Origin of the sequence: Streptomyces sp. NPDC093546 (genome assembly GCF_044765045.1) — a bacterium.
Lineage (GTDB): Bacteria > Actinomycetota > Actinomycetes > Streptomycetales > Streptomycetaceae > Streptomyces.
This window is the reverse complement of sequence record NZ_JBIWJG010000009.1, coordinates 57384-80834: the sequence shown is the minus strand read 5'-3', so window position 1 is coordinate 80834 and position 23451 is coordinate 57384. Positions and strand designations below refer to the sequence as shown.

The window sequence follows — 23451 nt, the reverse complement described above, 5'->3', positions numbered from 1 at the left end:
CGCCCGTCCGCACACCATCTCGTCCCGCGAGCGGCAACGCCGGTTCCCGGCGCGGGTACAGCTCATCGCGAGCCTGGATGCGCACCTGGTGGGGGCCGCTGCCCCGTCGGTGACTCGGCGACCTCCCGGGGCGCTGGAACCAGATCGCCGGAGAGACTCGCGGGGTGCTTGTCCATGCCGAGACCGAGGCGGCGGTGGACCGCGGCCAACGGGCGCGGAGCCCACCAGTTGGCATGGCCGGTCACCTGCATGAAGGCCGGGACGAGAAGCCCCCGGACGATGGTCGCGTCCACGAGCACGGCCAGCGCCAGGCCGCAACCGACCAGCTTGAGCAGGGTGATGTCGGACGTGACGAGAGGAAACAGCGCGACGGCGAGGATGAGCGCGGCGGCTGTCATCATGCGTCCGGTGCGGGCGACGCCGGCGACGACGGCGGCCCGGTGGTCGCCCGTCGCGCGGTACTCCTCCTGCATACGCGAGACGAGGAAGAGCTCGTAGTCCACGGACAGGGCGAAGGCGGCGCCGAACACCAGCACCGGCATGGAGGTCTCCAACTCCCCGGTGACCGGGAAGTTCCCCAGCACACTGCGCAGGTGCCCGTCCTGGAACACGTAGACCATGGCACCGAAGCTCGCCGTCAGGCTCAGGATGCCCATGAGAACGGCCTTGACGGGGATGAGGACCGAACCGGTGAAGAGGAAGAGCAGCAGCAGCACGCTGCCGATGATGACGGCCGCCGCCCACGGCATGAGCTCGAGCACGGTGTTCTTGGTGTCGAGGACTCTCGCCGGCCGGCCGGCGACAAGGTGGTGGGTTCCGGGGGAGGGCAGCGCGCGCAGTGTCTCCACCAGGCGCTGGTCCGCGTCCGGGGACCCGCTCGCGGTGACACCCAGCCATGTGGCGCCGTCGGTGATGTGTGTCAGCGAGCCCATGGTGGGTCCGGCTGTCTGCCGACCGTGCGCGTACCAGCCGCCCGCCGCCGACACCTCGTGCACCCCGGGGAGCGCCGAGATCCGGCGGGCGTAGGCGTCGAGTTCGCTCTGCTGGTCCACCGCGTCGACGTCGGGCAGCAGGACCGTCACGGTCCGGTTCCACGGGAGGGGGAACTCGCGCTCGATGAGGGTGGCGGTCGCGTGCGACTCGACGTCCTTCGGGAGCACCCGCTCATCGGTGACGCCGAACCGCACATGGCCGAAGGGGATGGCGAGGGTGACCAGGAACAGCAGGGCCATGCCACCGACGAGCACCGGCCGCCCGGTCGCCAGCCGGGCCATCCGGCTCCACAGCGTCTCCTGCCGACCGCTGCCGCCACGCCGGCGCCGCAGCGGCGCGAACAGATCCCCACGGTCGATCCGGGTACCGATGACCGACAGCAGAGCGGGCAGGACCAGAACGGTGATCACCGCGGCCAGTACGACGACGGTGATGCCCGCGACTGCCAGGGACCGCAGGAACCCGAGCGGATAGAGCAGCAGAGCGCTCAGGCAGGCCACCACTGTGCTCGCGGAGAAGAGGACGGTCCGACCGGCCGTGCGCATGGTCCGGGCGATGGCCTCGCCGGGGGCGAAGGCGGCCAGTTCCTCCCGGTAGCGGGTGACGACGAAGAGGGCGTAATCGATCGCCAGGCCCAGACCGAGCGCTGTCGTGATGTTCGACGCGAAGACCGACACCGGCATCACATCCGTCAACAGCCGCAGCACCGCGAGCGTGCCCACGACGGACAGCCCGCCCACCACGGCGGGCAGCAGCGCCGCGGTCAGCGAGCCGAACGCGAACAACAGCAGCAGGACCGCCAGGGGCAGGCCGATGAGCTTGGTCCGGAACAACTCCTGCCGGCTCAGCTCGGTGGCCTGGGCCATGACCCATGCGGAACCGGTCGCGGAGACGTGCAACTCCCCCTGTACGCCGGTGAGCCGGGGAACCAGCGTCGCGGCGTGCCGGGCGGCCTCGCTGTCGTCGCCGCGCAGGTCGACGACGACGAGCGCCGCGTCCCGGTCGTGGCTGACCAGCCGGGATTCTCCCGTCGTCCAGTACGACAGCGCCTCGCGCACCTCCGGCCGTTCGGCCACGCGCTGCGTGAAGTCCGCCCCCGCTCGGGCCACTTCGGGATCGTCGACGGACCTGGTGACCTTGATGTGCAGCACCAGGTCCGAGATTCCCGCGTCGAACCGGTGCCGCAAGACCGTCTCGGCACGGGCCGCCTCGGTTCCCTCGGCAATGTAACCGCCACTGGAGAGACGTTCGTCAGTTCCCAGAGCCGCGAACCCCAGCAGCGCGCCCATGACCATGGTCACGGCCAGGACCCACCCAGGGCGGCGCACGGCCCAGCCGACTGACGTCAGCAATTGGCGGGCCGGGAGGCACCATCGCATGAACCGGGTCCTTCCGTCGGGAATCGGCGGGAACCGCAATCCTTTCGAAACGCGGGTTGAGTCACCAAACTCGCCCTAGCCCGAATGAGTTAAGGAGCAGGCCGGGCATCCGCGCCGTCCGGAATCCTGAGTAGGGTGCGGCTGACAATTCGAATGAACCCGGTACGACAAGGAGACGATTTCATGGCGGAGGCACGAAACGCTCGTGTGCAATCCATGGTGCGGGCGCCTCGAAGCATGCGGGCCGCGGCCGTCATCACCGCGGCCTTCGCCCTGCTGACGATCGGCCCGTCATCCGGACACGCCCAGCCGACGGCGCGGGGAACCGCATCGGCCGCCCAGCGCGCCGAAGCCACCCTCACCTGCGCCCTGCAGACGCCGCGAGGGGGACGGATCACCTTCTCCCCTCCGGTTTCCACCAGGCCGCGGAGTGTGTCCGCCCAAGGCACGGTGCAGTTGAACTCCTGCACCTCGCCCAACGGCCGGCAGCCGAGGATCAAGTCCGGCAAGCTGACCCTGCGGGGCAGCGGGACCGCCACCTGCTCCCGGATGAACGGCGTACGCGGCTCCGCCACCGTCACCTGGTACGCCGGGTCGAACCGTACCGGGCGCGTCATCGGGCGGTCGGTCATCGCCCCCGCCGCCGGTAGCGGTGGTTATTCGCCGCTGGATCGCTTTCTCAGTGGTCGCGTCTCCTCGGGCCTCATGGCGGCACGGTCCGTATCCGGAAGCATGGTGCCGACCAACGACGCCAGGAAATGCTTCGGTGGCGGCCTCGATCACGTTCAGGGCCGCGGGCGTCTGACAGTTTCCTGATTTCGGGTGGACACCGGGACGTTTCCCGCGGCCCGGGCCCCCAGAAAAGCCGTAATGAAAAACCAAGAAGAATACCGAAGAAAGATGACTTGAATGACGATCTCTTCGGCTCGGCAACCAGGTGATGCCGACGTGGAGAAGGTCGCGGACCGGCTGCTGACCACATCCGCCGCGCACGCATCCGATCCCACTGTGGACATCGACTGGCAGACGCCTCTGTCGGAGGACGCCTGGTACTGGCAGCCGGAGAGGATCTCGCTCTACGGCACACCGCTGTGGCAGCGGATGGACCAACGGCAGCGCCTGCTGTTGTCGCGCAGCGAGGCCGTCAACGCGCTGAGTACCGCGACATGGCTGGAGTTCTGCCTGATCCGGATGCTGGCCCGCCACCTGAGCTCGGGTGACTTCACCGACAGCCGTAGCCGTTACGCGCTGGTCGAGATCGGGGAGGAGACCCGGCACTCCCTGATGTTCGCTCAGCTGATCCTCGCGCTCGGCTCCCCCGCCTACCGTCCGCCGGCAACACCGCGCTGGCCCTTCGAAGTGTTCGAGAAGCTTCTTCTGCGGGGCCCCAGCCTCTTCGCACTCACGCTCGTGGGGGAGGAAGTCTTCGACCGATGGCAACGGGCAACCATGGCGGACGAGCGAGTTCAGTCGCTCATCCGGCAGGTCTGCCGCTTCCACGTCATCGAGGAGTCCCGGCACGTGCGCTTCGCACGTACGGAGCTGTCACACGCCGTCGCACGGACGTCCCCCGCCGGACTCGCCCGCCACCGCCAGGTGACCGCCCTCGCCGCTTGCCTCTTCATGAGCATCTCCACCAATCCGGAGATCTACCGTGCTGTCGGCCTCGACCCGGACGAGGCCGGACGCCAGGCCAGGCGAAACCCGCATTTCCGGCGGACCACGAGGTAGCTCGGCGAGAAGCCGGTCAACTACTTGACGGAAGTCGGCATGATCAGTCGGCGCAAGCACCACTGGTGGCGGAAAGCGGGACTGATGGAGTGACGCCGCGCGCGCATGCGGAACCGCGCGGACCGAGCTGCGGGACGGGTTCGCCCCCGGCCGTCACCGCAGGCGGCCCCCATGGTGGCCCCGCGCACACCCGACCCCGGAACTATGGTGTCCCACCACATACGCCTCTGACCTGCACGTTCCTACGGTATGGCGACACACAACCGTCCCCGTCAACCGCCAGGAAGTGGTGCCGATGTCCTCCCCCGCGACCGCTCCACCAGCACCGTCCAGCCTCAAGCGCATCGTCGCCGCCAGCCTCATCGGCACCACCATCGAGTGGTACGACTTCTTCCTCTACGGCTCCGCCGCCGCGCTCGTGTTCAACAAGCTCTTCTTCCCGGAGTCCGATCCGCTCGTCGGCACCCTCCTGTCGTTCCTGACGTACGCCGTCGGGTTCGCCGCGCGGCCGCTCGGGGCGCTCGTGTTCGGGCACTACGGGGACCGGCTCGGGCGGAAGAAGCTGCTCGTGCTCAGTCTGCTGCTGATGGGCGGGGCCACCTTCGCCATCGGCCTGCTGCCGACGCACGCCACCATCGGGTCGGCCGCTCCGGTACTGCTCACCGTGTTGCGGCTGGTGCAGGGGTTCGCGCTCGGGGGTGAGTGGGGCGGGGCCGTGCTGCTGGTGTCGGAGCACGGGGACGCCCGGCGGCGCGGGTTCTGGGCGTCGTGGCCGCAGACCGGGGCGCCGGCCGGGCAGTTGCTGGCGACCGGGGTGCTGTCCGCGCTCACCGCGCTGCTGTCGGACGCCGCCTTCACCTCGTGGGGCTGGCGCATCCCGTTCCTGCTGTCCGGTGTGCTGGTGATCGTCGGCCTGTGGATCCGGCTGTCCGTCGACGAATCCCCCGTCTTCAAGGCCGCGTTGGCCCAGGCCGAGGCCCGCAGGGCGGAGTCCGGGCAGCTGGAGAAGATGCCGCTCGTGGCCGTGCTGCGGCACCACTGGCGCGATGTGCTGGTGGCGATGGGCGCCCGGATGGCGGAGAACATCAGCTACTACGTGATCACCGCCTTCATCCTGGTGTACGCGACGACGTCGGCCGGGCTCAGCAAGCAGACCGCCCTCAACTCCGTACTCATCGCCTCCGTCGTGCACTTCGCGGTCATCCCCGCCTGGGGTGCGCTGTCGGACCGCATCGGGCGGCGGCCGGTGTACCTCATCGGAGCGGTCGGTGTCGGGTTGTGGATGTTCCCGTTCTTCGCCCTGATCGACAGCGGCAGCTCCGGCAGCCTGCTGCTCGCCGTGACCGTCGGGCTGGTCCTGCACGGGGCGATGTACGCGCCGCAGGCGGCGTTCTTCTCGGAGATGTTCGCGACGCGGATGCGGTACTCGGGTGCCTCCATCGGTGCGCAGTTCTCCTCCGTGGCGGCGGGTGCGCCGGCGCCGCTCATCGCGACGGCGCTGCTCGCCGACTACGGCAGCTCCACGCCGATCGCGCTGTACGTCATCGCCGCCGCGCTGCTCACCGTGGTCGCCATCGGGTGCGCCCGGGAGACCCGCAACCGGGACCTGGCCGATCCGATGGTGGCCGAGGACGCCCCGGGACGCGTCACCGCGGACCGCTGAGGCACGGACGGGACCGACGGCCGGCCGCACCCGCGGCCGGCCGTTTCAGTGGTGGCCGTTTCCGTGGTGGCCGTTTCCGTGGTGGCCGTTTCCGTGGTGGCCGTTTCCGTGGGTGACCGCGGCCGACATGGAGTGGAGCCGCAGCGCCAGCTGGACCTCCAGGACGCGGGCCGGGGACTGCCAGTCGGGGCCGAGGAGGCAGGCGATCCGTTCGAGGCGCTGCGCCACCGTGTTGACGTGGACGTGGAGCGCGTCCTTCGTGCGGGCCGGGCTCATCCCACTGGCGAAGTACGCGTCAAGGGTCCGGACCAGGTCCGTGCCCCGGCGCCGGTCGTACGCGATGACCTGGCCGATCGTGCGGGTGACGAACCCGGAGATGTCGCGCGTGTCGGCGAGCAGCAGCCCCAGGAAGCCGAGGTCCTGCGCCGCGGCGCCCTCCCCGGAGCGGCCGAGCAGGCGCAGGGCCTCCAGGCAGCGGCGGGCCTCGGCGTACGCTGCGGCTATCGCGCCGGGCCGGGCGGCGGGCTCGTCGACGGGTGACGAGGCGCCGACGGTGACCGGTTCGCGCAGGGCTCCGCCGAGGTGCCTGGCCACCTGGCGGGCGAGGTCGGCCGCGGTGTCGTCGGGGCCGAGCGGCAGCAGCAGGACCGTGCCGCCGTCCCGCGCGGAGGCCAGTCCGTGCCGGGTGGCGGCCAGGTGGGAGGCGGCCGACCACAGGCGCTGCCGGTCGGCGCCGTCCCGTTCCACGCTGCCGGGCGCGGGCCGGTCGATCCGGGCGGCCAGCACGGCGTGCGGGACGTCGAAGTCGGTGCGCAGGCGGGCGGCGCGTTCCTCGAGTAGCCGCCGGTCGCGGTCGGGCGCGTCCAGCAGGTCGTCGAGGAGTTCGCCCCGTACCCGCTGCTCCGCCTCGCCGGCCGAGCGGCGGGCGAGCAGCAGCAGGGAGGTGACCATCGCGGCCCGCTCCAGGGTGCGCCGGTCGACCGGGTCGAGGTCCGGGTGGCCGTGCACGACGAGCGCCCCGAACACCTCGCCGCCCGCCGAGACGGCCGCCACCCAGTCGTCGCCGTGCCGTACGGCGTGGCCGTCGCCGTGCGCCGCCGGGAGCGGCCCTTCGGTGAACTCGACGGTTCCGCCGAGCACTTCGGCGAGCGCGGCGGCCACGTCCTGCACGCCGCCGCCGCGCAGCACCAGCTCGGTGAGCCGGTCGTGGACGTCCGAGGCGCGTTCGATGACGCCGCTGTGGGCGCGAATGATCTCGTTGGCCCGCTCCAGCTCGGCCAGCGCGGTGCGGGTCTCGGCGAGGAGGTTGGCCGTGTCGATGGCGACGGCGGCGTGGGCGGCGAACGAGCCGAGCAGGGCGATCTGTTCGCGCTCGAAGACCCGGGCCCGGCGGTCGGCGGCGAACAGCACGCCGATGACCTGGCTGCCCAGCATCAGCGGCACGCCGAGGATGGCGACGAGCCCTTCGTCCCGTACGCCGGAGTCGATGGCGCGGGTGTGGCGGAACCGCTCGTCGTCGAAGTAGCTCTCCGTCACGTACGGCCGGGCGGTCTGGGCGACGAGCCCGCCCAGGCCCTCCCCCATGCCCAGGCGCAGCTGCTGGAAGCGCGCCGACACCGAGCCCTCGGTGACCCTCATGTAAGTGTCCCCGGCGGCCGGGTCGTTGAGGCTGAGGTAGGCGACCTCCGTGCCGAGCAGGGACCGGGCGCGCTGCACGATGGCCCGCAGCACCGCGTCGAGGTCGCGCAGCCCGGCGAGGTCGTGCGCGGTCTCGAACAGGGCGGACAGCTCGGCCTCCCGGCGCCGCCGCCCCTCCAGCTCCGCGCGCACGCGCAGCGCGAGCCGCTTGGCCCGCTCCAGCTCGGCCAGCGCCTCGGGGCCCGCCCCCTCGGCACGGGCGAGCAGCACGGGCCGGTCGTAGGCCTCCCCGGCCGCGCCACGGGCGAGGAGCTCCAGGTACGGGAGCTGCTCGGTGTGCGGGAGCTGGTCGGGCGAGTCGGGCTGGTCGGTCGGGTCGGGCTGGTCCTCGGACATGGTCACAGGATTCCTGTCGTACGGGTGATCGCACCAGCCCTGTGGAAAACCCCGGGGCGCCGCACCGGACTCAGTGCGCGGTCCAGCCGCCGTCGAGGACGAGCGAGGTGCCGGTGACGAAGGAGGCCTGCGGCGCGCAGAGGTACGCGACGGCCTCGGCGACCTCCTCGGGCTCGATGAGCCGCTTGAGCGCCGAGTCCTTCAGCAGGACATCGGTGAGGACGCGCTCGCGCGGGATGCCGTGCGCGGCGGCCTGGTCGGCGATCTGCGCCTCGACGAGCGGGGTGCGTACATAGCCGGGGCTGACGCAGTTGGAGGTCACTCCGTGCGGGGCGCCTTCGAGGGCGGCGGTCTTGGAGAGTCCCTCCAGGCCGTGTTTGGCGGCCACATAAGCCGACTTGTAGGCGGAGGCGCGCAGCCCATGGACGGAGGAGATGTTGACGATACGGCCCCACTTCTGCGCGTACATGTGCGGCAGCGCGCCCCTGATCAGGCGGAAGGGTGCTTCCAGCATCACGGTGAGGACGGTGTGGAAGACGTCCGGGGGGAAGTCCTCCAGGGGGCTCACGCGCTGCAGCCCGGCGTTGTTGACCAGGATGTCGGTGCCGGCGGCGGCCTCTTCGGCGGCGTCGAGGTCGGTGAGGTCCAGGAGCTGCGGGGCGACCGCGCCGGGCAGGCCGGGCGTCGCTTCGGCGAGTGCGGCCAGCGCGGCGAGGCCGTCGGCGTCCCGGTCGACGGCCCTCACCTTGGCCCCGGCGGCCGCGAGGCGGAGCGCGCAGGCCCGGCCGATGCCGCTCGCGGCGCCGGTGACGAGCGCGGTGCGGCCGCCGAGGTCGAGGGGGGTGGCGAGGGGGTGGGGTGCGGTCATGCTCGGCACCCTATGAAGCCGTGAGTCAGCGACGTATGTGCTCCGGCTCCATACTTCGCTTTATGGGGCCGTGGTGGCGAACCATGTGGGGTCGTCCGTGAGGGCCTGCTTGATGCGGAACAGTTCCGGCTCCCGCAGCGGCGGCAGCGCGTCGACCGGGAACCAGCCCACCTCCAGCGACTCGTCGTCGTTGACGCGCGCCTCCCCGCCGACGGCCCGGCAGCGGAAGGTCGTGTCCATGAACTGGCACTGGTCGCCGTTCGGGTACGTCACCGGCTCCGGCTGCGCCTCGACCAGGACGACCCGTTCCACCACGCACTCGACGGCGGTCTCCTCGTACACCTCCCGTACGGCGGTGACGGCCGGCTGCTCGCCCGGCTCCGGGATCCCCCCGACGAGCGACCACTTGCGGGTGTCCGCGCGTCTCGCCAGCAGCACCCGGCCCGCGTCGTCGAAGACGACGGCGGTGACTCCCGGCAGGAGCAGGAGCTGATGGCCGGCGGTGGCCCTCAGGGCCCGGATGAAGTCTGGGGTTGCCATGCCCCCGACCCTAAGCGGTGGCCGACCGGCGGGTACGGCGCGCCCGGGCGGCGGTCCAGCCGAGCCCGGCCGCGGCGATCGCCACCAGGGCGGCCTCCGGGAGGGTGCCAAGGCGGGTGGCGGGGGTCAGGGAGGACCGCAGCGGCACCTCGGCGACCAGGGCGTCCGGCGTGAACATCCGGGACTCGCGGACGATGGTCCCGTCCGGCCGGATGATCGCGCTGACGCCGCTGGTGACGGGAACGACCACGGCACGGCTGTGCTCGACGGCCCGGACGCGCGACATGGCGAGCTGCTGGTAGGTCATCTCGCTGCGCCCGAAGGTGGCGTTGTTGCTGGGCACGTTGATGAGCCGGGCCCCGTGCGTGACGGTGTCCCGTACCGCCCAGTCGAAGGCCGCCTCGTAGCACGTCGCCAGCCCCACCCGGGTCCCCGCGAGGTCGAAGACGCCCACCTCGTCCCCCGGCCCGAAGTCCCGGCTGACGCGGTCGACGTCGCTGTTGAAGATCCGTACGAAGGACCGCATGGGGATGTACTCGCCGAACGGCTGCACATGCCTCTTGTCGTACGTGTCGACCGGGCCGCGCCGCGGGTCCCACTCGATGAGCGTGTTGCGCAGGTTCCCGGTGTCGGGCGTGAGGACGGCGCCGACGACGACGGGGACGCCGATGGCCTTGGCGGCGCGGTCGATCGCGTCGCGGGCGTCGTCGTTGCGGTAGGGGTCGAGGTCGGAGGAGTTCTCCGGCCACAGGACGAAGTCCGGCTTCGCGGCCTTTCCGGCGGCGACGTCGGCGGCGAGCTGCACGGTGCGGTGGACGTGGTTGTCGAGGACCTGACGACGCTGGGCGTTGAAGTCCAGGCCCAGGCGCGGCACGTTGCCCTGGATGGCGGCGACGGTCGCGGTGCCGTCCTCGGCCGCGTCGGAGACGAGCGGCTGTGCGGCGACGGCCGAGGTGACCGGGACGAGCACGGAGAGCAGGGCCGCGGCGAGCGGTGCGCGCGGCAGGGCGCCGGTCCTCCGGTACGCGCGCAGGGCGCGCACCCCCTCGTACAGGCCGAAGCCGCACAGGGCGACGGCGAAGCCGAGGACGGGCGTACCGCCGACGGCGGCGAGCGGCAGGAACAGGCCGTCCGCCTGACCGAAGGCGATCTTCCCCCAGGGGAAGCCGCCGAAGGGGACACGCGCGCGGGCCGCCTCGCCCAGGATCCACACGGCGGCGGCGAACACCGGCCAGGCGGGGAGCCGTGAGACGGCGGCGGTCAGGAGGCCGACGGCCGCCAGGAAGAGCGATTCGACGGCGACGAGCGCGAGCCACGGCACGGCGCCGACCTCCTCGCCCGTCCACACCAGCAGCGGGAGGAGGAAGCCCAGTCCGGCGAGGTAGCCGAGACCGAAGCCGGCCCTGAGGCGCCGGCCGCGCAGCGCCCACCCGAGCAGGGCGAACCCGGGCACGGCGAGCCACCACAGGGGGCGGGGCGGGAAGCTGAGGTACAGCAGGACACCGGAGAGTGCCGCCGCCCCCGGTCTGGCCAGCCGCCGCAGGAGCCGTACGCTCCGCTCCTCGGCGGCCGCGGGCGGGGGTGCGTCGTCGACGGGGGTCATGGTGGCGCTCACGAGCGGAGTCTACGGCGGCGCCCCGGAGGGGCGGGAAGCCGGTCCGGGCGGCTGCCCACCTCCGTCTCGCCGTCCGCCTCGACGCCCGCCTCATCGTTTCTGCACAGGCCCTCCACATCTCGGTTCACGTGTCCTACGGTGAGTGACGGACCCCTTTCACCAGGGGGCCCGTCGCTTTCGGGGGGTTGACGGGGATGTTTGCTGTGCCGAAGCCGGTCCCGGACCGGTACCAGGAGACGGTCTCGAGGCGGGTCGCGGAGCTGGTCCCGGAGCCCGTCGCGGGAAGTCCGGGCGAGCGGGACGCGGAACACCGCAGGGGGTCGGACGTGGTCGGCGCCGCGCTGCTCGGTGCCTGCGCCGTCGCGGCGCTGATCAGCGCGGCCGGGCGGGACGCGCGCCCCGAGGGGGTGCTGCTCGCGGTGCTCGCCGTCGCGGCGGGGTACGCGTGCGGCCGGATCGCCGGGGCACTGCTGCCGGTGGCCGCCGCCGCGGGTGCGGCGCTGGGGATCGTGGGCCTGGCACTCGCGACGCGGCCCGGGCTGCCGGGCGCGACGGCCGTCGGCCCGGCCTTGCCCGGAGACACCGGCGCGTACGCCGCGCTGACGGCGCTGGCCGTGGGCTTCGCCTGCTGCGCCGCCGCGGCCGCCCGCCGTCCGACAGCCCGCCTCACCCTGCGGCTGCTGGCCCTCGGCGCGGCGTGCGCCGCCCTCGCATCGGGGTCGGTGACCGGGTGCGTCGCGGGGTCGCTGGTGCTGCTGTGCTCGCTGGCGGCGGCGCGGATACGCAGGCGGCTGCCGGCGCTGGCAGGGCTGGCCCTGGCCGGGGGGCTGCTGGCCGGGACGCCGTGGGCGGTGGCCGGGGGCGCCGTTCCGCCGGGGCCGGCCGCCTCCGTGGAGGGCCCGCTCACCGCGTACCGGGTGCAGGTGTGGCGGGAGGCGGTCGGTGTCGCCCGGACGGACCCGCTTCTGGGGGCGGGCCCCGGCCGTTTCGGCGACCTGAGCGCGACGGCGCAGCAGTCGCCGCGCTCGGACGGCAAGCCACACTCGGCGCCGCTCCAGCAGGCGGCCGAGCAGGGGCTGGTGGGCGTTGGCCTGCTGGCGGCGCTGTCCGGCTGGCTGCTGTACGGCCTGTGGCGGTCACCGCGCCCGACGCCCGTGGTGCTGTCGGCCGCCGCGGCGCTCACGGCGCTGGCCGCCTTCGCGGCCGTCGGCAACGCGCTGAGCTTCACCCCGGTGACGACGGCCGCCGGGCTGCTGGCGGGCCTCGCGTCGGCGCACGCCCCGGCGGCGGCTCCGGTGGGTTCCGGCCTCAGAGATCCTCGCGGAGATCCTCGAGGCGGTTCTCGAGGCGGTTCTCGTGGCGGTTCTCGCGGCGGTGGAGGTGCAGACGGTGGCGGATGAAGCGGACCGCGCCCTCCGCGTCGTCGACCGTCACCGTGAAGCTGCGTCCGTCCCCCAGAGTGAGGACCAGCGCCTCGCCCCGGCGCACCACCACGGCCGTGCCCTTCTCCGGACGCCAGCGGTAGCCCCAGCCACCCCATTGGCGCGGGGTGACGGACGCGGCGAAGTCGGCGCCCACCACCTGCGTCAACGGGATGCGGCGGCGCGGCAGGCCCATGTGGCCGCAGCGCACTTCGAGGGCGTCGTGGTCGACGGTGAGCTCGACGTGGACGAAGGCGAGTGTCCCGAAGAGCACGAGGAGGCCCGCCGTGACACAGCCGACCACCGCCATCAGCAGTGCCGCGACGCCCGAGGTCCACGGGGATTCGACGGCCAGCTCGATGCCGAGGGCCACGCAGGCCGCGCCGGCGGCGGCGAGGAGCCACTGGACGCGGTTGGTCGCGCGTCCCGTCCAGACCTCGGGCGCCGGGTCCACGGGAGGGGGCGGCTCACTGCGGGGGAGGTCCCTCATGCGTAGCAGCGTACTCACGTTCCGCGTTCACGGCCCCTCGGCGGCGCCCCTCGGCGGTACCCCTCCCCCACCGCCCAGGGGGTCTCAGCGGGCGGGCGTGACGGCGGCCAGCACGCGGCCTTCGGCGTACGCCAGTGCCGCCTGCGGGAGCTCGGAGGGCCGGCCGCTGAGCAGCACCTCCAGGCAGGTGCTGGGCGTGGCGGCCGGGTCCGGGTCGGCGCCGATCCGGCGCAGCGCCTGGGCGGCGACCGCGTCGGCGGAGCCGTACAGGGCGACGGGCGGCAGGCCGGCCGGCTGAACGGCGGCACGGATGCGTTCGGCGAGCAGTTCGTAATGGGTGCAGCCCAGGACGACGGCCCTCACATCGTCGGGTGTGAGGGCGGCCGCCGCCGCGATCGCCCGGTCGATGGCGTCCTCGTCGGCCTGCTGCACGGCGTCGGCGAGCCCGGGGCACGGCACCTCCGTGACGTCGACCGAGTCGGCGAAGTCGCGGATGAGCCCGCGCTGGTACGGGCTGCCGGTGGTGGCCGGGGTCGCCCAGATCGCCACGGGGCCCCCGCCGGCCGCGGCGGGCTTGATGGCGGGAACGGTGCCGATGACGGGGATCTGCGGCTCCAGCTCGGCACGGAGTGCGGGCAGGGCGTGCACGGAGGCGGTGTTGCAGGCCACGATGAGCGCGTCCGGCCGGTGCGCGGCGGCGGCCCTGGCCACGGCGAGCGCGCGCTCCGCGACGTACCCGGGCCCGTGCGTGCGCGGCCCCCAGGGCATTCCGTCGGGGTCCGAGGAGAGGACCAGATCCGCGTCCGGCCGCAGCCGACGCACGGCGGCCGCCGCCGGCAGCAGGCCGATTCCGGAGTCCATGAGCGCGATCTTCACCCGGTCACCCTAGCCGACGCCCCTTGCGCTGCCGTCATTGTGGGGCAGACTGCGACGAATGAGCACCATTGCGTGGATCGCGCTGGGATCGTCGGCGGCATGGGTCTGGCTGCTGCTCGGACAGGGCTTCTTCTGGCGGACGGACCAGCGCCTGCCGCGCAGGGAGGCTCCGGCCCGCTGGCCGTCCGTGGCCGTCGTGGTGCCGGCCCGGGACGAGGCCGAGGTGCTGCCGGTGAGCCTGCCGTCGCTCCTGGCCCAGGACTATCCGGGTCCCGCGTGGATCGTCCTGGTCGACGACGGCAGCAAGGACGGTACGGGCGACCTCGCCCGCGCGCTGTCCGTCCGGTACGGGGGGCTACCGCTGACCGTGGCGTCGCCGGGCCCGCCGGAGGCCGGCTGGACCGGGAAGCTGTGGGCCGTACGGCACGGCATCGCGGTGGCACGCACGGGTGAGGCGTGGCCCGAGCCCGCGTACCTGCTGCTGACGGACGCGGACATCGCGCATGAGCCCGACAGCCTCCGCGAGCTCGTGGCGGCGGCCACCACCCACTCCATCGACCTCGTCTCGCAGATGGCCCGGCTGCGGGTGGCGAGCGGCTGGGAACGGCTCGTGGTGCCGGCGTTCGTGTACTTCTTCGCCCAGCTCTATCCCTTCCGCCGGGTCAATGAGGCCGGTGCGCGGACGGCCGCCGCCGCGGGGGGCTGCGTGCTGCTGCGTACGGAGATGGCCGACCGGGCAGGTGTGCCGGAGTCGATCCGGCACGCCGTCATCGACGACGTGTCACTGGCGCGCGCGGTACGGCGAGCGGGTGGACGGCTGTGGCTGGGGCTGGCGGAACGGGTGGACAGCATCCGCCCGTACCCGCGCCTGGGCAGCCTGTGGCGGATGGTGTCGCGCAGCGCGTACGCCCAACTCCGGCACAATCCGCTGCTCCTGGCCGGAACGGTGGGAGGGCTGCTGCTGGTGTACGCGGCACCGCCCGCCGCGCTGGCCGCGGGGCTGTTCGGGGGCGACACGGCGGCCGGGCTGCTGGGCGCCGGCGCGTGGGCGGTGATGGCGGGGACGTACATGCCGATGCTCCGCTACTACCGCCAGTCGCTGTGGTCGGCCTTCCTGCTGCCGTTCACGGCCCTGCTCTATCTGTGCATGACGGTCGATTCGGCGGTGCAGCACTACCGCGGGCGCGGGGCGTCCTGGAAGGGCCGTACGTATCCGCGTCCGCGGACACGGCATTCGCGCGCTTAATCATGGACATGCCCATCGACTGAGCGCCCCTTGATCGTCGTTCCGGCCGCCGTAGTTTTATGTACCGGCCATCGAAAAGAGGGCGGCTGACCACGGGTAACCCCCTCCTCAGCATGGGTTTTACCAGAAGAGGCGCCCCTTTTCCCCACGTTCGCTCGCATTGAGCCTCGGTGGCCGCTCAGTACACGTAAAACAACCCTCTTATCGGACTCCCCACTCAGCACATCGTGGGCTTAACTTATGTGCCATGACCTCCCCCCGTTCCTACGGCGGCGCTTACTACGGCGCGCCGTCGTTCCCGGACACCCCGATCTACGACTCCCTGGTCGCAGAGCGGGGCACGCCTCAGATCGCCCCGATCCGAGTGCCCGCCGCGTACGACACCGGCAGCAGCCACCTGCCGGCCCTCCCTTCGGCGCTGCCCGCCCTCCCGGCAGCCCCCTCCCAGCCCAGCCCCTCCTACGGCGGCTCCTACGGTTACCCCCAACCGCAGCCGCAGCCGTATCCACAGCCGGTCCAGGTCCAGATGCCGCAGCCCACGCCGCTGCACCAGGCGCCCGCGCCGTACATCCCGCAGCAGGCGACGGCTCCGCGCGGCTATCCGGCTCCGCAGCCCGCCCCGTACGCGCGACCGGTGGCCACCGGGTACGAGGCGATGCGCCCGGCGGCGCCGCGCCCCGCTCCGGTGCCCGTCCAGCCCGCTCCGTACGACGACCCGTACAACCGCCCCTACCAGGGCGGTGGATACTGACCGACCGTGCGCCGGGAGCGACTGGCAGGATGAGGCCATGCCCACTCCTGTACTGCGCTCCCTGCACATCCACCCGGTCAAGTCCCTCGGCGGTTCCACGCCCGCCGAAGCGGTGGTGGAGCCGTGGGGGCTCGCCGGTGACCGCCGCTGGATGCTGATCGACACCTCGGGGAAGGCGGTCACCCAACGCGGGCACGCGCGGCTGGCGTTGGCCTCGGCCGAGCTGCTCGCCGACGGGTCGCTCCGGCTGTCCGCCCCGGGGTGCGAGCAGCTCGTCGTCGCCGTGCCGTCCGGGTCGGCGGGGACGGTCACAGTGGAGATCTTCGGCACGAAGGTGGAGGCCGTACCGGCCGGCCCCACCGCCGACGCGTGGTTCCGCGACTACCTCGACGACGAGGTGCGGCTGACATACATGGACGATCCCGCGCACCGCCGCCCCATAGACCCGGACTACGCGCTGCCCGGCGAGACGGTCAGCTTCGCCGACGGCTACCCGCTGCTGGTCGCCACCACCGCCTCGCTGGACGCCCTGAACTCCCTCATCGCGCAAGGGGACCACCCGGACGAAGGCCCCCTGCCCATGGAGCGCTTCCGGCCGAGCGTCGTCGTCGACGGCACGGAGCCGTGGGAGGAGGACCGCTGGACGCGGATCGCGATCGGCGAGGTCACCTTCCGTGTCGCCAAGCCGTGCGGCCGCTGCATCGTGACCACCACCGACCAGCGCACGGCACAGCGCGGCAAGGAGCCGCTGCGCACCCTCGCCCGGCACCGCCTCCTCGGCAAGCGGATGGTCTTCGGCCAGAACCTGGTCCCGGAGAACACCGGCACCCTCCGGGCCGGGGATCGGGTCGAGATCCTCGGGTACAGCTAGGGGGTGTCTTGCCGATCTTGCCGGGCTCGCGTCGCCTGGCACGCGCCTCGCCGCGTTGTCGTCGGTCGCCAATGGCCCCCGTAGCCCTTCGGGCACGGGAGGTGCCCCCACCGCAGTGGCTCCCTCCTCCGCCTTGCGATCCGTCCCCTCGGCCCCAGGGGGCCTGGGGAGACCCCTGCACCAGACGCCGCTCGCTGATCCGGCCTGATCGACAAGACACCCCCTAGGAGCAGCGCCCCTGCAAGGCCGGAACCGTGCGCATGGGCGGTGCAGTCACGGGAACCCGGGAGGTCCGTACGCGCGTTGACGGACCGCCTTGACGGACACGGAAAGGGGGTGCTGGCCCGTTGCACACCGTCCTCGGGCTCTGGCGCTGGCGGCACAACCCCCTGCGCCGGACCACCGATCTCGCGGAGGCGTGGACCGCCTTCGCCGCCCTGCTGCTGATCTGTCTGGTCGCTCCCGCCGTGGGCTGGGTCTCCGGCGCGGCGACCGAATCCGCCCTCCAGCGGACGGCGCGGATCCAACACGAGCAACGTCACGCGGTCACGGCCCAGGCGACGGGCCCCGCCCGCGGACGCGAGGCGGAATCGCGCGACCCCGAGGCATCCGCCGAGCACCGGCTGCGCGAGCCGATCGCGGCGCGCTGGACCGCGCCGGACGGCACGGAGCGGACCGGGGTGGTGACCGTCGCACGGCACAGCGTGGAGCCGGGTGACACCTTCCGCGTCTGGACGGACGACCGGGGCCGCCCGGTGGACCGGCCGATGGACGCGGACACGGTCCGCGACCACGCCGTACTGGCGGGGATCGGCGTCGCGGTCGGGTTCGCCGGCCTGGTCGAGGTGGCCCGCAGACTCGTCGTGGGGCAACTGACGCGGCGGCGGTACGCGCACCTGGACCAGGAGTGGGCCAGGGCCGGCCCGGATTGGGGCAGGACGGGCGCGGACAGCTGAAGGGCACGGGGCCCGGGAGACCCGAGGGCGCCTGCGGAGCCTGACAGCACCTACGGGAACCTGGGCGCACGCAGGGCCCCCGACCGGTCAACTCGCCCTCGCCGCGCGCGCTACGGTGGTGCGACCGTTTCGGCAGCGACGCACGACGAGGTGGGGGGCTCAGCAGCACCATGGCACAGGGCACGGTCCAGGTGACGCACACCGGCACATCGCGGTGGCGGCGCCGCACGGGCGAGTACGCCTCCCTCGCCGCGGCCCTGGAGGCGGCCGCGGACGGCGACGTCCTGACCATCGCCCCCGGTACGTACCGGGAGAACCTGGTCCTGCGCCGGGCGGTCACGCTGCGCGGCACGGACGGGGCCTCGGGCTCCGTCCGGATCGCCCCGGCCGACGGCGTACCGCTGACCGTACGGGCCTCCGCGACCGTGCAGGACCTCCAGGTGGAGGGCCAGGACGGCTCGGCGCCCGCCGTGCTCATCGAGGACGGTACGCCGGAGCTCCTGGACCTGCGGATCGTGACCCGTTCGGCGTCCGGGATCGAGGTGCGCGGGGCCGCGCGGCCCACCGTACGGCGCTGCACCGTCGACAATCCGGCGGGCGTCGGCATCGGCGTACTGGACGGCGCGGGCGGCGTGTTCGAGGAGTGCGAGGTGGTGTCGGCCGGGCAGTCCGGCGTCTCGGTGCGCGGCGGCGCGCATCCGCGCCTGGAGCGCTGCCGGATCCACCACGCCTCCGGCGCGGGCGTGTCCGTGACCGGCGAGGGCACCGGCCTGGAGGCGATCGGCTGCGAGGTGTACGAGATCAAGGGCAGCGGCGTCCAGGTGTCCGCGCGGGCCACGGCGCACCTGACCGACTCGTCCGTTCACCGCACGACGGCCGACGGCGTCACCCTGGACACCGACGCCGCGCTCACCCTGTCCGACTGCGACATCCACGACGTCCCGGAGAACGCCGTCGACCTGCGGTCGCGCGCCGTGCTGACGCTGACCCGCTCGACGGTACGGCGGTTCGGCCGCAACGGCCTGTCCGTGTGGGACCCGGGCACCCGCGTGGACGCCAACCAGTGCGAGATCCACGACAGCACCGGCGACTATCCGGCGGTGTGGGTCTCCGACGGCGCGGCCGCGGTCCTCGAGGGGTGCCGCGTGCGCGACGTGCCGGACGCCCTCTTCGTCCTCGACCGCGGCTCGCGCGTGGACGTCGTCGACAGCGACCTGTCGCAGGTGCGCAACACCGCGGTGTCGGTCAGCGACGGCGCGCTCGTACAGCTGGACGACTGCCGCATCCGGGAGGCGTCGACCGGCGCCTGGTTCCGGGACCACGGCAGTGGCGGCACGCTCAGCGGCTGCACCATCGACGCCGTGCAGACCGGGGTCATCGTCACCAAGGGCGCCGACCCGACGGTCGAGCGGTGCACGGTCACCTCCCCCGCCGAGGCGGGTTTCTACGTCTCCGCGGAGGGCCGCGGCACCTTCCACGGGTGCCGGGTGACGGGCAGCGGAGGGTACGGCTTCCACGTCATGGACGGCTGCCGTACGACGCTGAGGCGGTGCCGTACGGAGCGGTGTGCGCGCGGTGGGTACGAGTTCGGTGAGGACGGCCCCGTCATGGAGGAGTGCACGAGCGACGAGAGCGGCGTCCTCACCGTGGCGGAGGGGGCCGCGCACGGCACGGTACGGACGGCGGCGCAGGCGCCCGGAGGGGGACTGTTCGGTACGGTCCCGGCCCCGGCGGTCCCGGCGCAGGTCTCCGCCCTTCCGGAACGGGCCCCGGCCGCGGCGATCCCCGCCCCGGCGGCGGCGGACCGGCCCGTACGGGGCGCGCAGGACGTCCTGGGGGAACTGGACGCCCTGGTGGGGCTGGAGAGCGTCAAGCGGGAGGTCCGCACGCTCATCAACATGATCGAGGTCGGCAGGAAGCGCCAGGAGGCGGGCCTCAAGGCCGCCTCCGCACGCCGCCATCTGGTCTTCACGGGCTCCCCCGGCACGGGCAAGACCACCGTCGCCCGCCTGTACGGCGAGATCCTGGCCTCCCTCGGTGTGCTGGAGCGCGGTCATCTCGTCGAGGTGTCGCGGGTGGACCTGGTGGGCGAGCACATCGGCTCCACCGCGATCCGCACCCAGGAGGCGTTCGACCGGGCGCGGGGCGGGGTGCTCTTCATCGACGAGGCGTACGCCCTGTCCCCGGAGGACTCGGGGCGGGACTTCGGTCGTGAGGCGATCGACACGCTGGTGAAGCTGATGGAGGACCACCGGGACGCGGTCGTGGTGATCGTCGCCGGGTACACCGCCGAGATGGAGCGGTTCCTGACGGTCAACCCGGGCGTCGCCTCCCGGTTCTCACGGACGATCACCTTCCAGGACTACGCGCCCGACGAGCTGGTGCGGATCGTCGGGCAGCAGGCCGAGGAGCACGAGTACCGGCTGGGCGAAGGCACGGGCGAGGCGCTGCTGAAGTACTTCACGGAGCTGCCCAAGGGCCCCGCCTTCGGCAACGGCCGCACCGCGCGCCAGACGTTCGAGTCGATGGTGGAGCGGCACGCGGGCCGGGTCGCCGAGCTCGCCGAGACGAGCACCGACGACCTGACCCTGCTCTATCCGGAGGACCTGCCGGACATGCCCTGAGCCTCGTCCGTGCGCTGCTGCGGGACGGGCAGCGGCAGGGCGGGCGGGAGCCGGTCGAGCAGGATGGTCCGCTCCCTGGCGAAGACGGGGTCCGCGCGGTAGTCGCCGTGGCCCAGAACCGGTTCGGGCAGCGGGTGTTCGGGGGTGCGGCCGTACACCACCGGATCGCGCAGCGCCTTGTGGTCGACCTCCGGTTTGTCGCCCTCGGCGGGGAGGTTCACCGGGCCGCCGATCGGGTCCGTACGGCGCCACAGGTTGCGCCAGCAGTGCACCTCGCGGTGGAGGGCGGCCAGCGGGGCGGGGCCGAAGTAGGCCGGGAACCACCGTCCGTAGAGCCGCTCCAGCGGGGAGCCGTGCGTGAGGAGCGCGACGCGGCGGCGGGTCGCGGCCGGGAGCTGCCAGACGGCCGCCGCCGCGAGCACGCTGCCCTGGGAGTGGCCGGAGATGACCAGGCGGCCGCCGGTCCGGCCGGTCCACGACGACATCCGCCAGGCCAGGTCCGGGACGGCCCGCTCGGCGTAGCAGGGCGGCGCGAACGGATGGGCGGCGCGCGGCCAGAACGTACCGACGTCCCACAGGATGCCGATGGTGCGCCGCGCGGAGGCGTCCCGGTAGGCGCGCCGGCCCCAGGTGACGAACAGTATGAAGCCGAACCCGATCAGCCATGAGCCGACCGCCTGCGCGGCCTCTGCCACGCTTTCGACGAGGGGGTGCGTCCCCGCGAAGGCCTTGCCGGGCACCGTTCCGCTCGCCCGCGACCCGGCGAGGGCGACCGCGCCGAACAGCAGGGTCGCACCGGAGAGGATGCCCACGAGACCGGGCGCCGAGTCGGTGAGCGCCGCCCGCGCGCGGACGGCGGCGATGCGGCGGGTCCGGACGGGGTCGGGCTTCTCGCCCTCGTACTCCGCCTCCACCACCGGTCCGAGGCGGCGGGCGGTGAGCGCGGTGCGGACGGCGAGGAAGAGCGCCGGAATCAGTAACACGAGCAGCAGCACGGGGATGACGGAGGCCTGCCAGCTGAGCAGCACCGGCGGGCCCACGATGGGCCCCTGTCCGGTGCCGGGGGTGGCGGGCCCGTCGAGCCAGTCGGCGACGCGCTGGGCGACCCCGCCGCTCATCACGCCGCCGAGCGCGCAGGCCAGCATGGCTACGGTGGGACCGCCGAGCCCGTACAGGACGGTGCGCGTGTGCGGGGCGCGGCGGTGGAGGTGCAGGGCGACGGAGGCGAGGGCCAGGACGAGGACGCCCTGGGCGAGGGTGATGACGCTGAAGGCGGTGTCCCCGGGGAGGGTGTGCGCGGAGCGCCAGCCGGGGCGGGACCAGGCGGCGTACCCCATCGCGAAGGCGAGCAGGGCGAGGGACGAGCCGGGCAGCCAGCCGACCAGGGCGCGGTCGAGCCGGTTGTCGAGCCGCTTCTCGCTGCGCCCGCGACGGCACACCACCCACGCGACGACCACCGCGCCGAGCAGCAGGGCGCCTTCGAGGGCCCAGCCGAGCAGCTCGCGCGTGGTGCTCCCCGCGCTCCGGTCGTGGCGGGCCGCCGCGCCGCCGACGGCGGCGGCGATGGTGAGGAACCCGGCGGCGGTGTGCGCGGCGCGCAGCCGGGCGACGAGGCGGCGGCCGTACCAGAAGCCGGGGCGGCCGAGCGCGGGGCGCTGCTGCCGGCCGGTCGTGCCGTCGCCGTCCTGCTCGCCGCGGGGCGGGCGTTGCGCCTCGTACGCGCTCCACGTGCGGTTGGAGAGGTACCACAGGAGCCCGACGAGCGCGGCGGGGACCAGCGCGGCGAGCGCGAGGCGGCGGCCGGGCTGCGACCACCAGCCGCCGTTGGTGACGGACAGGAAGCCGAGCCAGGGCCGCTCGTCGGCGCAGCGGGCGGAGCCCGCGCACTGCCAGGCCGTCAGGTCCAGGGCGACCTCGCAGGCGGCGGCGGTGAGCAGGACGGTGAGGCTGAGCGCGACGAGCCGTACGAGCACGCCGTAGAGCCGGACGGCGGCGGCCCGCCCTTCGGCCGGGGGCCGCATCCAGTGCGCGAGGTTGACCACCATGAACGGCAGGAGCAGCAGCCACAGGGCGCGCGATCCGTTGCCGGAGGTGAGGTTGCACCAGCAGTACGCCTCCGGGACGGGGCCGTGGCGGAAGCGTTCGGGCTCCTTCTCGGCGTCCTTGTCGACGGTGCGGCGGAAGATGGCGGCGGTGTTGTCGCCGGTCACCCGTACGGTACGGGGGTCGTCGAGCATCTCCTCTGGCGTGGTGCCGCCGACGCCGTGGACGAGGAGTTCGAGCGCGGCTCCGGGGCCGGCGGGCTCCGTGGTGGCTGGGTGCACTTCGGCGGCTCGCTCTCTGCGTGGCGGAAAGGGGCGGGGCGGGATGGGAGCGCTTGACAAGAATCGTCCATGGGGGCGGCGATGTGTACGGCTCATTCACGCAATCTCCCCGCCGTACCGCCCTGTGGGGCGCGTGGCAGGATGAGGGGTCCCTGGCGAGCGGCGTCGACGACGTGGAAGGACCGGCCCCTGCGGTGAGCGACAACCAGAACCTCCTCGCGGAGCAGCGGCGCGCCTTGATCCTGGAGGAGGTGCGGCGGCGCGGCGGGGTGCGGGTCAACGAACTCACCCGCAGGCTCAACGTGTCGGACATGACCGTACGCCGCGACCTGGACGCGCTGGCCCGTCAGGGCGTCGTCGCGAAGGTGCACGGCGGGGCGGTGCCGGTGGCCGAGGCCAGCACGCACGAGCCGGGCTTCGAGGCGAAGTCGTCGCTGGAGCGGAGCGCGAAGGAGGACATCGCGCGGGCGGCCGCCGCGATGGTGGCGCCGGGCAGCGCGATCGCCCTGTCGGGCGGGACCACCACGTACGTGCTGGCGCAGCACCTGCTGGACGTACCGGACCTGACGGTGGTGACCAACTCGGTGCGGGTGGCGGACGTGTTCCACGCGGCGCGGGGCACGGCGCCGGGCGCCGGCGCGCCCCGGCCGGGCGCGGCGACGGTGGTGCTCACCGGCGGGGTCCGGACGCCGTCGGACTCGCTGGTCGGGCCGGTGGCCGACCAGGCCATCCGTTCGCTCCACTTCGACGTGCTGTTCCTCGGGGTGCACGGCGTCTCGGTGGAGGGGGGCCTGTCCACGCCGAACCTGGCGGAGGCCGAGACCAACCGTCGTCTCGTGCGTTCCGCACGGCGGGTGGTGGTGGTCGCCGACCACACCAAGTGGGGCACGGTGGGCCTGAGTTCCTTCGCCCGCCTGGACGAGGTCGACCATCTGGTGACGGACGCGGGTCTGTCGGCCGAGGCGCGCGCGGAGATGGCGGAACACCTGCCGGGCCTGATCGTGGCGGGTGAGGACGGCGGCGCGGACACCGGCGCTGACGCGGGCGCGGACGCGGGCTGATCCTCGGG

Annotated in this window: 18 protein-coding genes; 10 read left to right on the top strand and 8 right to left on the bottom strand. The window is 73.2% G+C overall.

Annotated elements, in window-relative coordinates; all coding sequences use genetic code 11:
• Positions 1–62: 62 nt before the first annotated feature.
• A complete protein-coding gene (locus tag ACIRNI_RS20770) occupies positions 63–2372 on the bottom strand; it encodes an MMPL family transporter (RefSeq protein ID WP_403553002.1) in 2310 nt (769 codons plus the stop codon).
• Between the two features lie 183 nt (positions 2373–2555).
• Between ACIRNI_RS20770 and ACIRNI_RS20765 the strand changes: the two genes are divergently transcribed.
• The 3 genes from ACIRNI_RS20765 to ACIRNI_RS20755 all read left to right on the top strand — a co-directional run bounded on the left by ACIRNI_RS20765 (position 2556) and on the right by ACIRNI_RS20755 (position 5766).
• The gene (locus ACIRNI_RS20765; protein WP_403553000.1) at positions 2556–3188 is read left to right on the top strand and encodes a hypothetical protein; all 633 of its coding nucleotides are present in this window, start codon (positions 2556–2558) and stop codon (positions 3186–3188) included.
• A gap of 132 nt (positions 3189–3320) precedes the next feature.
• Entirely contained in the window at positions 3321–4103 is a 783-nt protein-coding gene (locus ACIRNI_RS20760) for a diiron oxygenase (protein WP_403552998.1), read from the top strand.
• Positions 4104–4398: 295 nt separating this feature from the next.
• The gene (locus tag ACIRNI_RS20755) at positions 4399–5766 is read left to right on the top strand and encodes an MFS transporter (protein WP_403552996.1); all 1368 of its coding nucleotides are present in this window, start codon (positions 4399–4401) and stop codon (positions 5764–5766) included.
• A gap of 45 nt (positions 5767–5811) precedes the next feature.
• Here the strand turns inward: ACIRNI_RS20755 and ACIRNI_RS20750 are convergent, their stop codons facing one another.
• The 4 genes from ACIRNI_RS20750 to lnt form a co-directional block, all read right to left on the bottom strand.
• Positions 5812–7800: a helix-turn-helix domain-containing protein gene (locus tag ACIRNI_RS20750; protein ID WP_403552994.1), complete on the bottom strand. Its 1989-nt coding sequence runs from the start codon at positions 7798–7800 to the stop codon at positions 5812–5814.
• Between the two features lie 70 nt (positions 7801–7870).
• Positions 7871–8668, bottom strand: coding sequence for a 3-hydroxybutyrate dehydrogenase (locus tag ACIRNI_RS20745; RefSeq protein WP_403552992.1), 798 nt, complete (start codon positions 8666–8668; stop codon positions 7871–7873).
• A 60-nt stretch (positions 8669–8728) separates the two neighbouring features.
• Positions 8729–9208 carry an NUDIX hydrolase gene (locus tag ACIRNI_RS20740; protein WP_403552990.1) on the bottom strand — a complete coding sequence of 160 codons (480 nt, stop codon included), beginning with the start codon at positions 9206–9208 and terminating at the stop codon, positions 8729–8731.
• A gap of 10 nt (positions 9209–9218) precedes the next feature.
• Positions 9219–10823 (bottom strand): apolipoprotein N-acyltransferase, encoded by a 1605-nt coding sequence (gene lnt / locus ACIRNI_RS20735; protein WP_403552988.1) that lies wholly within the window; start codon positions 10821–10823, stop codon positions 9219–9221.
• 326 nt (positions 10824–11149) lie between these two features.
• On the opposite strand from lnt, the gene ACIRNI_RS20730 reads away from it, so the two are divergent.
• Positions 11150–12223: an O-antigen ligase family protein gene (locus tag ACIRNI_RS20730; protein WP_403553282.1), complete on the top strand. Its 1074-nt coding sequence runs from the start codon at positions 11150–11152 to the stop codon at positions 12221–12223.
• Here the strand turns inward: ACIRNI_RS20730 and ACIRNI_RS20725 are convergent.
• The gene (locus ACIRNI_RS20725) at positions 12132–12734 is read right to left on the bottom strand and encodes a hypothetical protein (protein ID WP_403552986.1); all 603 of its coding nucleotides are present in this window, start codon (positions 12732–12734) and stop codon (positions 12132–12134) included. The two genes, ACIRNI_RS20730 and ACIRNI_RS20725, sit on opposite strands and share 92 nt — an antisense overlap.
• 84 nt (positions 12735–12818) lie before the next feature.
• The gene (locus tag ACIRNI_RS20720) at positions 12819–13610 is read right to left on the bottom strand and encodes a glutamate racemase (protein ID WP_403552984.1); all 792 of its coding nucleotides are present in this window, start codon (positions 13608–13610) and stop codon (positions 12819–12821) included.
• Between the two features lie 58 nt (positions 13611–13668).
• Between ACIRNI_RS20720 and ACIRNI_RS20715 the strand changes: the two genes are divergently transcribed.
• From ACIRNI_RS20715 to ACIRNI_RS20695, 5 genes are all read left to right on the top strand, one after another.
• Entirely contained in the window at positions 13669–14856 is a 1188-nt protein-coding gene (locus tag ACIRNI_RS20715; RefSeq protein ID WP_403552982.1) for a glycosyltransferase, read from the top strand.
• Positions 14857–15103: 247 nt separating this feature from the next.
• Positions 15104–15607, top strand: coding sequence for a DUF6643 family protein (locus ACIRNI_RS20710; protein ID WP_403552981.1), 504 nt, complete (start codon positions 15104–15106; stop codon positions 15605–15607).
• Positions 15608–15644: 37 nt separating this feature from the next.
• Positions 15645–16478 carry an MOSC domain-containing protein gene (locus ACIRNI_RS20705; RefSeq protein ID WP_403552979.1) on the top strand — a complete coding sequence of 278 codons (834 nt, stop codon included), beginning with the start codon at positions 15645–15647 and terminating at the stop codon, positions 16476–16478.
• Between the two features lie 347 nt (positions 16479–16825).
• Positions 16826–17434 carry a hypothetical protein gene (locus ACIRNI_RS20700; protein WP_403552978.1) on the top strand — a complete coding sequence of 203 codons (609 nt, stop codon included), beginning with the start codon at positions 16826–16828 and terminating at the stop codon, positions 17432–17434.
• Positions 17435–17604: 170 nt separating this feature from the next.
• The gene (locus ACIRNI_RS20695; protein ID WP_403552976.1) at positions 17605–20058 is read left to right on the top strand and encodes a right-handed parallel beta-helix repeat-containing protein; all 2454 of its coding nucleotides are present in this window, start codon (positions 17605–17607) and stop codon (positions 20056–20058) included.
• On the opposite strand, the gene ACIRNI_RS20690 is transcribed toward ACIRNI_RS20695, so the two are convergent.
• Positions 20028–22382, bottom strand: a complete 2355-nt coding sequence (locus ACIRNI_RS20690) for a hypothetical protein (RefSeq protein WP_403552974.1) — start codon at positions 22380–22382, stop codon at positions 20028–20030. The two genes, ACIRNI_RS20695 and ACIRNI_RS20690, sit on opposite strands and share 31 nt — an antisense overlap.
• A 194-nt stretch (positions 22383–22576) precedes the next feature.
• Here ACIRNI_RS20690 and ACIRNI_RS20685 point away from each other — a divergent pair, with 194 nt between their 5' ends.
• A complete protein-coding gene (locus tag ACIRNI_RS20685) occupies positions 22577–23443 on the top strand; it encodes a DeoR/GlpR family DNA-binding transcription regulator (protein ID WP_403552972.1) in 867 nt (288 codons plus the stop codon).
• Positions 23444–23451 lie beyond the last annotated feature (8 nt).

Bases quoted from the DNA above. Each gene is read 5' to 3' on its own strand.
- ACIRNI_RS20770 (WP_403553002.1), bottom strand. From the start codon at position 2,372: ATGCGATGGTGCCTCCCGGCCCGCCAATTGCTGACGTCAGTCGGCTGG.
- ACIRNI_RS20765 (WP_403553000.1), top strand. From the start codon at position 2,556: ATGGCGGAGGCACGAAACGCTCGTGTGCAATCCATGGTGCGGGCGCCT.
- ACIRNI_RS20755 (WP_403552996.1), top strand. From the start codon at position 4,399: ATGTCCTCCCCCGCGACCGCTCCACCAGCACCGTCCAGCCTCAAGCGC.
- ACIRNI_RS20750 (WP_403552994.1), bottom strand. From the start codon at position 7,800: ATGTCCGAGGACCAGCCCGACCCGACCGACCAGCCCGACTCGCCCGAC.
- ACIRNI_RS20745 (WP_403552992.1), bottom strand. From the start codon at position 8,668: ATGACCGCACCCCACCCCCTCGCCACCCCCCTCGACCTCGGCGGCCGC.
- ACIRNI_RS20740 (WP_403552990.1), bottom strand. From the start codon at position 9,208: ATGGCAACCCCAGACTTCATCCGGGCCCTGAGGGCCACCGCCGGCCAT.
- ACIRNI_RS20725 (WP_403552986.1), bottom strand. From the start codon at position 12,734: ATGAGGGACCTCCCCCGCAGTGAGCCGCCCCCTCCCGTGGACCCGGCG.
- ACIRNI_RS20715 (WP_403552982.1), top strand. From the start codon at position 13,669: ATGAGCACCATTGCGTGGATCGCGCTGGGATCGTCGGCGGCATGGGTC.
- ACIRNI_RS20710 (WP_403552981.1), top strand. From the start codon at position 15,104: ATGACCTCCCCCCGTTCCTACGGCGGCGCTTACTACGGCGCGCCGTCG.
- ACIRNI_RS20705 (WP_403552979.1), top strand. From the start codon at position 15,645: ATGCCCACTCCTGTACTGCGCTCCCTGCACATCCACCCGGTCAAGTCC.
- ACIRNI_RS20695 (WP_403552976.1), top strand. From the start codon at position 17,605: ATGGCACAGGGCACGGTCCAGGTGACGCACACCGGCACATCGCGGTGG.